The 6,839-nt window shown below is 64.2% G+C and carries 7 protein-coding genes; 6 read left to right on the top strand and 1 reads right to left on the bottom strand.

Annotation, left to right across the window (positions count from 1 at the left end; all coding sequences use genetic code 11):
- The first annotated feature begins 42 nt into the window (after nt 1–42).
- The 6 genes from HMPREF0307_RS12035 (at nt 43) to HMPREF0307_RS12060 (ending at nt 6,523) form a co-directional block, all read left to right on the top strand.
- On the top strand, nt 43–1,056 hold the full coding sequence (locus HMPREF0307_RS12035; RefSeq protein WP_066493414.1) for a 3-isopropylmalate dehydrogenase: 1,014 nt from the start codon (nt 43–45) through the stop codon (nt 1,054–1,056).
- 37 nt (nt 1,057–1,093) lie between these two features.
- Entirely contained in the window at nt 1,094–2,518 is a 1,425-nt protein-coding gene (locus HMPREF0307_RS12040; RefSeq protein WP_066493419.1) for a hypothetical protein, read from the top strand.
- An 11-nt stretch (nt 2,519–2,529) separates the two neighbouring features.
- Nucleotides 2,530–4,377, top strand: a complete 1,848-nt coding sequence (locus HMPREF0307_RS12045; RefSeq protein WP_066493421.1) for a DUF294 nucleotidyltransferase-like domain-containing protein — start codon at nt 2,530–2,532, stop codon at nt 4,375–4,377.
- 23 nt (nt 4,378–4,400) lie between these two features.
- Entirely contained in the window at nt 4,401–5,033 is a 633-nt protein-coding gene (locus HMPREF0307_RS12050; RefSeq protein ID WP_066493424.1) for an exonuclease domain-containing protein, read from the top strand.
- An 81-nt stretch (nt 5,034–5,114) separates the two neighbouring features.
- Nucleotides 5,115–5,912: a fumarylacetoacetate hydrolase family protein gene (locus HMPREF0307_RS12055; RefSeq protein WP_181734630.1), complete on the top strand. Its 798-nt coding sequence runs from the start codon at nt 5,115–5,117 to the stop codon at nt 5,910–5,912.
- A gap of 26 nt (nt 5,913–5,938) precedes the next feature.
- Nucleotides 5,939–6,523 carry a class I SAM-dependent methyltransferase gene (locus tag HMPREF0307_RS12060; RefSeq protein ID WP_066493426.1) on the top strand — a complete coding sequence of 195 codons (585 nt, stop codon included), beginning with the start codon at nt 5,939–5,941 and terminating at the stop codon, nt 6,521–6,523.
- On the opposite strand, the gene HMPREF0307_RS12065 is transcribed toward HMPREF0307_RS12060, so the two are convergent.
- Nucleotides 6,520–6,839, bottom strand: a 320-nt coding sequence (locus tag HMPREF0307_RS12065; protein WP_197418415.1) for an HNH endonuclease signature motif containing protein, incomplete at its 5' end; no start/stop codon positions are given. The genes HMPREF0307_RS12060 and HMPREF0307_RS12065 overlap by 4 nt on opposite strands.

Genomic DNA, 6,839 nt, shown 5'->3' on the forward strand with positions numbered 1-6,839 from the left:
ACTGGCTACAAAATCCATCAGGTGAGAAAGGAATCCCGCAAAATGAAACTCGCGGTCATTGGCGGCGACGGCATCGGCCCAGAAGTCACGGCAGAAGCGCTGAAGGTTCTCTGCGCCGTGCGCGACGATATCGAGACGACCGAGTACGACCTCGGTGCGCGTCGCTACCTGCGCAACGGGGAACTGCTCACCGAGGATGATCTGGCCTCCCTGCGCGAGCATGACGCCATTCTGCTCGGCGCCATTGGCGCCCCGGGCTCTGTACCGCCGGGCATTCTCGAACGCGGCCTGCTGCTCAAGATGCGCTTCGCACTTGACCACCACGTCAACTTGCGTCCGTCCAAGCTGTATCCGACGTCGACCTCGCCGCTGGCGAATCCGGGCGACATCGATTTCGTTGTGGTGCGCGAGGGGACCGAAGGTCTGTATTGCGGTAACGGCGGCTCGTTGAGGGTAAATACCCCCCACGAGGTCGCTTCCGAGGTCTCCCAAAATACCCGCTTCGGCGTCGAGCGCGTCGTGCGTGATGCCTTTGCGCGCGCTCAGAAGCGCCGCAAGCACGTCACGCTCGTGCACAAGACGAATGTGCTCGTCAACGCCGGTTCGCTGTGGCAGCGCACCGTCGACGAGGTTGCGCAGGAATTCCCAGATGTGACGGTCGACTACAACCACATCGACGCCGCAACCATCTACATGGTGACGGACCCGTCCCGCTATGACGTCATCGTCACGGATAACCTGTTCGGCGACATCTTGACGGACCTCGCTGGCGCCGTGACCGGCGGCATCGGCCTGGCGGCCTCCGGCAATATTGATGCCTCCGGCACCAACCCGTCCATGTTCGAGCCCGTCCACGGCTCGGCCCCGGATATTGCGGGCCAGGGCATTGCGGACCCGACTGCCGCCATCCTGTCGGGCGCCATGTTGCTGCGCCACCTGGGTGACGAGGCGGGTGCGCAGCGCATTGAGAAGGCGGTTGCCGAGGACGTATCCGCCCGCGGCGATGCCCCCATTCGTACGACTGAGGTGGGCGACCGAATCGCCGCCGTAGTCTAGACCAAATTTTGCGGGAGCGCCCTGTAGTATCAGCCCAATGACTACAGTGCGCTCCCTTCGTACGTTTTCCGCCGCCGTCCTCGCCGCGAGTGCCCTAGCTCTCGGCAGTTGCTCGAGCACGCCTGAGACGCAGACTTCCGAGGAAGTCGCAGCCCCCAGCACCCCCACAGTCGACCCCGACGCGTCATCGTTCTTTGACGCTGCGGAAGAAGCCGTCGTCACGGATAAGGACCAGGCGCTCACCGGCGCCCAGACTGCGGTCGAGAAGGGCATCCCGATGTTTTTCGATGGTCCAGATACCGCAGCGAAATTGGAAAAACTCGGCGTGACCAAGGTCTACACGGCCGGCAACGTGGGGACCTATGAGAATGCGGAGACGCTGGAGCAGGGGGCATCGGCAAGCGAGCATTTTGGGGAGATGCAGACCGTTGCTGGCATGACGCCGCCGGAGCCCCGTGACCTCACCGCGCTCGTTACGGCGAAGACTGGATTGGCAGATATTGCCACGGCACGCGCCGCGGGCGCGACCGTGATGCCGCTTGCGGTGGGTGACCCGCGCGTGACGAAGGCGTCCATGGACGCCGTGTCCAAGGGCAACGTCGTGGCGCTGGGCCCGGGGTTTGGCACACAAGAAAACTTTGATCGTAGAGTCGAGCTCGCCGCGAATGGCGAGCTGCCTGGCGGCGGCGGACTCGTATTCCCGGGCCGACGCATGGTGGCGCTCTACGGGCACCCGTCGGGCCCTGCGCTCGGCGTGATGGGCGAGCAGGACCCGGCCGGCTCGGTCGCGAAGGTCAAGGAGCTCGCGGCGCAATACCAGGAGTTCACGGATTACCCGGTTATCCCAGCCTTCGAGGTCATCGCGACGGTGGCCTCCGGCGGCCCGGGACCGGATGGCAACTACTCGAATGAGTCGGACCCGGCGGAGCTGGAGCCCTACGTCGACGCGATTGTGGACGCGGGCGGGTACGCCATCCTTGACCTGCAACCGGGCCGAGCGAGCCTGTTGGAACAGGCACAGCGCTACGAGGACCTGCTCTCGGGCCCCAACGTGGGACTTGCGCTTGACCCCGAGTGGAAGATTGGTCCGGATGAGCTGCCGATGGAAAACGTCGGCCACGTCGAAGCCGCAGAGGTCAACGAGGTCGCAGACTGGCTGGCGGGGTTAGTCTCTGAGAAGAAGCTGCCGCAGAAAGCGCTCGTGCTGCACCAGTTCCAGCAGCAGATGATTCGCGACCGCGAGACAATAAAAACCGACCACCCGGAGCTTGCCTTCGTCCTTCACGCGGATGGCCACGGTCCGACCGGCGTCAAGATGGAGACATGGAACGTCATGCGGGAAGGATTGAGTTCGGACTACTTCATGGCGTGGAAGAACTTCATTGATGAAGACGAGCCCATGCTTACCCCAGAGGGAACATTTTCTGTCGAACCGCGCCCCTGGTTCGTCAGTTACCAGTAATCTAGCTCACTATGAGCCATCCTACCGTCGAGCTTGAGGAGGTCACGGGCTTCCTCGCCCAACACGAACCCTTTTCGCGCCTACCCCATCTCGCCGCGTTGACGTCAGAGCTCAGCGTGCTCTACGCCCGCCGCGGCACGCAGCTGCTGAGGGCGGGCGAACGGGGCGATAACCTCTACATCATTCGCTCCGGCGCGGTGGATGTCATCAGCGAGGAAGGCCAGCTCGTGGACCGCCGCGGGGCGGGGGAGTCTTTTGCGTATTCGACGCTCGTCGAGGATCCAGTTTCATGCTATACCTTTGACGTGGTCGAGGACTGCCTGCTCCTTGTGCTGCCGCGCGCTGCTTTTCAGGCAGTCTCCGCGGAGAACCCGGACCTCGCGCGCTTTTACGACACGGAGGCCCGCCGCGCTTCCCACCTCGCGCACGAGCTGCAGGAGGACTCGACGGAGCTGCTGCGCACGCGCCTGTCTGAGATGACGCTGCGGCCGGTACAGTCTGTGTCTCCCGATGCCACCATCGTCGAGGCCGCCCGCGCGATGACGCAGGCGGAGACATCGTCGCTGCTCGTCCTCGACGACGGCCAGCTGCGCGGCATCGTCACGGACCGTGACTTGCGCACCCGGGTTCTTGCGGCGAACCTGGATCCCTCCGAGCCCGTGCGTCGCATTATGACGGAAAATCCACTGTCCGTGCGCCCCGACGCCATGGCCATGGAAGTCCACCTTCTCATGACGGAGCGCGGCTTCCACCACATGCCGGTGGTCGGCGACCGCGTCCTCGGCGTCGTCACGGATTCGGAGATCGCCCGGCTCCTGCATGCGGATCCCATTTTTGTTGCCGCGGATTTGTCCCGCCGCAGCAGCCTCGCCGAACTCCGCGGCGCCTTTACGGAGGCCGCCACGCTCGCCGTGCGCTATATCGATCGCGGCTCGAGCCCCCAGGAGGTCGCGAACATCATTACGATGGCCGCGGACGCCTTGGCCCGCCGTCTGTGCCAACTCGGGGAGCTCGAGCTTGGCCCGCCGCCCGTGCCATATGCCTTCGTTGCGGTTGGCTCCCAGGGCCGCCGAGAAATGGGTCTCGCCTCGGACCAGGACAACGCGCTTGTCCTCGACAACTCCTATGACGCGGAGGCTCACGGCGAGTACTTCGCGCGCCTGGCCGAGTTCGTCTGCCGTGGCCTCGACGCAGGCGGCCAGTCCCTGTGCCCGGGCGACATGATGGCGATGAATCCCCGCTGGCGCATGACGGTCGTTCAGTGGGAACAGACCTTTGCAACGTGGACCGCCGCCCCGGAGCCCGATGCCTTGCTCCACGCCCAGGTATTCTTCGACTTCCGCGCGGTCGCGGGCACCCTCGCGCTGGGCGAGCGCGTCCACGCCTCGGCCGTCGCGGCGGCGACCTCGCAGCGCCTTCACGCACACCTGGCGAGCCTTGCCGCCCGCCGCGAGCCGCCGCTCACGTTCTTCCGCGGCCTCGTGGTCGAGCGTGACGGCCAGCACGTCAACACCCTCGATATCAAGAAGGGCGGCACCGCCGGCATCGTCCAAATGGCGCGCCTCTTCGCCCTTGCCGCAGGTTCGACAGCCCTCGAGACCGATGATCGTCTTTCCTCGACTGCCGGGAAAAGCGTTTCTGCCGCCGGAGCCCACGAGCTTACCGATGCCCACTCGGTCCTCCGCGCACTCACCCTCCGCCACCAATCGCTCCAGGTCCGGGCTGGGCAAACCCCGAACTATCGCATCGACCCTGCGCAGCTCAGCCGTCTCGAACGCGAACAGTTGCGCGATGCCTTTCGCATTATCAAGTCGATGCAGAACGCCTTGGCCACCAAGTATCCTGTACGCAATATCTAATTTTTGAGGGAGGAGGCTCGTCCATGCTGACTCGTTTCTTTACGCGTAGAAAGTTGGACCTCGACCCGCCCGAAAAATCCACGCCGCTCGCCAAGGTGGAGTTTCTTGCCGTCGATTTTGAAACCACCGGCTTCGACTCCAGTCGCGACCGCATTGTTTCCATGGGCTGGGTTCCCGTGCGTGGCCAGCTCATCGCGCTTGGTCTGTCTGGCTACCACGTCATCCGCGGCGTCGAGGTGGGGGAGTCCGCCACCATCCATGGCATCACCCACGACGAGTCCGCCCACGGCACTCCGCTTGCCGATGCCCTCGATGCCCTCCTCGCCGCACTCCACGGCCGCGTCCTCCTCGCGCACTTCGCCAGCATCGAGGCAGACTTTCTCGACGCCGCCTGCCTCGAGCTGCGCGGTGAGCTACCCACGCTCACCATTGCGGATACCTTCGCGCTGGAGCGGCGCCGCATGGAGCGTACCGGCGCCGTGCCCCGCGGCGAAGACCTTCGGCTCGCCCGCGTGCGTGAGCGCTATGGGCTACCACGCTACGGCAGCCACAACGCGCTGTCCGATGCCCTTGCCTGCGGCGAACTCTTTCTCGCTCAGCAATCCCATATCAACGCCGCACGCCTCAGCGACGTCGTCACCGAGCGCAGAATTTAATGCATAGCTCTTTCCAGGCGACACAGCTGTTAATCCCACCTTTGCACGTTTGCTAACCCTGCCCTGAGTATGATTGCCTCCATGCGCTTAGGACGAATTGCACACCAAGAAGGACTTTGTTTCGCCATCATCGAGGGCGAGCCCGGCTCGCTCGTCGCGAAGGAAATTTCCGGCACCCCGTTTACCCCGCCGGAGACCACCGGCCGCGAGTTTAAGGAAGGCGAGTTCCGCCTCCTCGCGCCGACGTTGCCCACCAAGGTCGTCGCGCTCGGCCGCAACTACGCCGACCACGTCGCCGAGGTCTTCGCCAAGTCAGCAGACGACCTGCCGCCGACCATTTTCGTCAAGCCGTCCACCGCCGTCATCGGCCCCGGCGCTCCCATCAAGATCCCGGAGTTCGCCACCAACGTCGAGTTCGAGGGCGAGCTCGCCGTCGTCATCTCCAAGGTCTCCAAGAACATCGATCCGGAGCACTGGCAGGACCACGTCCTTGGCTTCCTCATTTGCAACGACGTCTCCTCCCGCGACCTCCAGTTCAAGGATGGCCAGTGGGCACGTGCCAAGGGCATTGACACTTTCTGCCCGCTTGGTCCCTGGATCGAGACCGACATCAACAAGTTCGATCTCGATGACACCAAGATCAACGCCTACCTCACCCACGACGGCGTCCGCGAGCAGAAACAGGACTCCAACACGAACCAGATGATCGTGAAGATGGGCGGGATCCTCGCCGAGATCTCCCAGTCCATGACCCTACTGCCCGGCGACGTTGTCACGACCGGTTCCCCGGCTGGCACCGCGCCCATGGTCCCGGGCGACTCCATCGAGATCGAGATTCCCGGCATCGGTTCGCTCACGAACCCCATCGAGCGCGCCTAGGCACTCCTGCCAGTAGCATCGATGCAATGACACAGCACCATCATCACCACGAGCACAAGGGTCCTGGATACCAGCCCACCGCCGAGGAAATGGAAGCCCGCTACCTCGAGTCCGAGCAACTGTGGTCCGGCAACCCCAACTCCACGCTTGTCGATTACGCGGGCACGCTCAAGCCCGGCACCGCCCTTGACATCGGCTGCGGCGAAGGCGCGGACCTTGCCTGGCTCGCCGCGCACGGCTGGGACGCCGAAGGCATCGACTTCGCGCCTACCGCCGTTGCCCGCACCCGCGCACACGGATTAACCGCTCGCGTCGCGGACTTCGCCGAGCTCGGCGGCACAACCTATGACTTGGTCTCGGTCCACTACGGAGGGATTCCCGCGACCGCGGAGGCAGTCTCGCTCCTCGAGTCGCTTGTCGCTCCTGGTGGTACGCTCCTCTTCGTCCACCACGAAATGGAATCCGATGAGGTGGCCATGCCAGAATGGCTCGCCGAACAACTCACGCAGCTCGAGGTCGTCGAATTATCCCGCCGCGAACGTCACGTCACGCACGGCGCCGGGGCCATGCACCACAGAGACGTTATCCTTGTCGCTCGTCGTCATTCCTAGTCGGCGAAGCTGGTCTCCTCCGGTTCGGGCAGCGGGATGAGGTTGCGCTCGGCGGCGAGCTGGTCGGCGCGCTGGGCAATGGTCTGGCGCCACCGCTGGGCCATAATCCCCTGCGGCTCCGTCGACTCCCACGTGCCGTCTTCAAACAACCAGTACACAAAGCCGGTGACGGGGTCGAAGAGATAATCACACCGGCGGTCCGTCTTGGCGTTGTGATGATGCTGGCATACCGCAATCAAATTATCCGTCGACGTTTCACCACCGTCCCCGTACTCCACGCGGTGGTCGAGCTGCGCGTACTTCGCCGGCACCGTAC

The organism is Corynebacterium sp. DNF00584, from assembly GCF_001552965.1.
Lineage (GTDB): Bacteria > Actinomycetota > Actinomycetes > Mycobacteriales > Mycobacteriaceae > Corynebacterium > Corynebacterium phoceense.

Coding starts and splice junctions, on each gene's coding strand:
- HMPREF0307_RS12060 (WP_066493426.1), top strand. CDS start 5,939: ATGACACAGCACCATCATCACCACGAGCACAAGGGTCCTGGATACCAG.
- HMPREF0307_RS12050 (WP_066493424.1), top strand. CDS start 4,401: ATGCTGACTCGTTTCTTTACGCGTAGAAAGTTGGACCTCGACCCGCCC.
- HMPREF0307_RS12035 (WP_066493414.1), top strand. CDS start 43: ATGAAACTCGCGGTCATTGGCGGCGACGGCATCGGCCCAGAAGTCACG.
- HMPREF0307_RS12055 (WP_181734630.1), top strand. CDS start 5,115: ATGCGCTTAGGACGAATTGCACACCAAGAAGGACTTTGTTTCGCCATC.
- HMPREF0307_RS12040 (WP_066493419.1), top strand. CDS start 1,094: ATGACTACAGTGCGCTCCCTTCGTACGTTTTCCGCCGCCGTCCTCGCC.
- HMPREF0307_RS12045 (WP_066493421.1), top strand. CDS start 2,530: ATGAGCCATCCTACCGTCGAGCTTGAGGAGGTCACGGGCTTCCTCGCC.